Source organism: Burkholderia sp. SIMBA_062, assembly GCF_046534765.1.
Classification (GTDB): Bacteria; Pseudomonadota; Gammaproteobacteria; order Burkholderiales; family Burkholderiaceae; genus Burkholderia; species Burkholderia ambifaria.
In genome coordinates this window covers 1-231 of the sequence record NZ_JAWRYD010000680.1, presented here as the reverse complement: position 1 = coordinate 231, position 231 = coordinate 1, and the positions used below count along the sequence as shown (strand labels likewise).

Below are 231 nucleotides of genomic sequence, written 5' to 3'. Positions count from 1 at the left end.
ATTTGCGCCACCGACATATTGATGAGCGTGGCCAGATGCGAAAGCTTGAGCGGCTGTGCGTAATTGTCCTGAATGTATTTCGCCGCAATGGCCAGACGCTGATAAGCCGGATGTGTGCCTTCGGCCGCCTGCAGATCGCGCGAAATGCCGGCCACGCCCAGCACGCGTCCGTGCGCGTCGTGCAGCGGCACCTTCGACGTGAGGCACCAGCCCGGCTGACGCCCCGGATAA

At 62.3% G+C, this 231-nt stretch carries 1 protein-coding gene; it reads right to left on the bottom strand.

The annotated features are described in order from the left end of the window. The coding region (locus SB786_RS37910; RefSeq protein ID WP_410731798.1) for a PAS domain-containing protein at window positions 1-231 on the bottom strand (231 nt) is incomplete at both ends.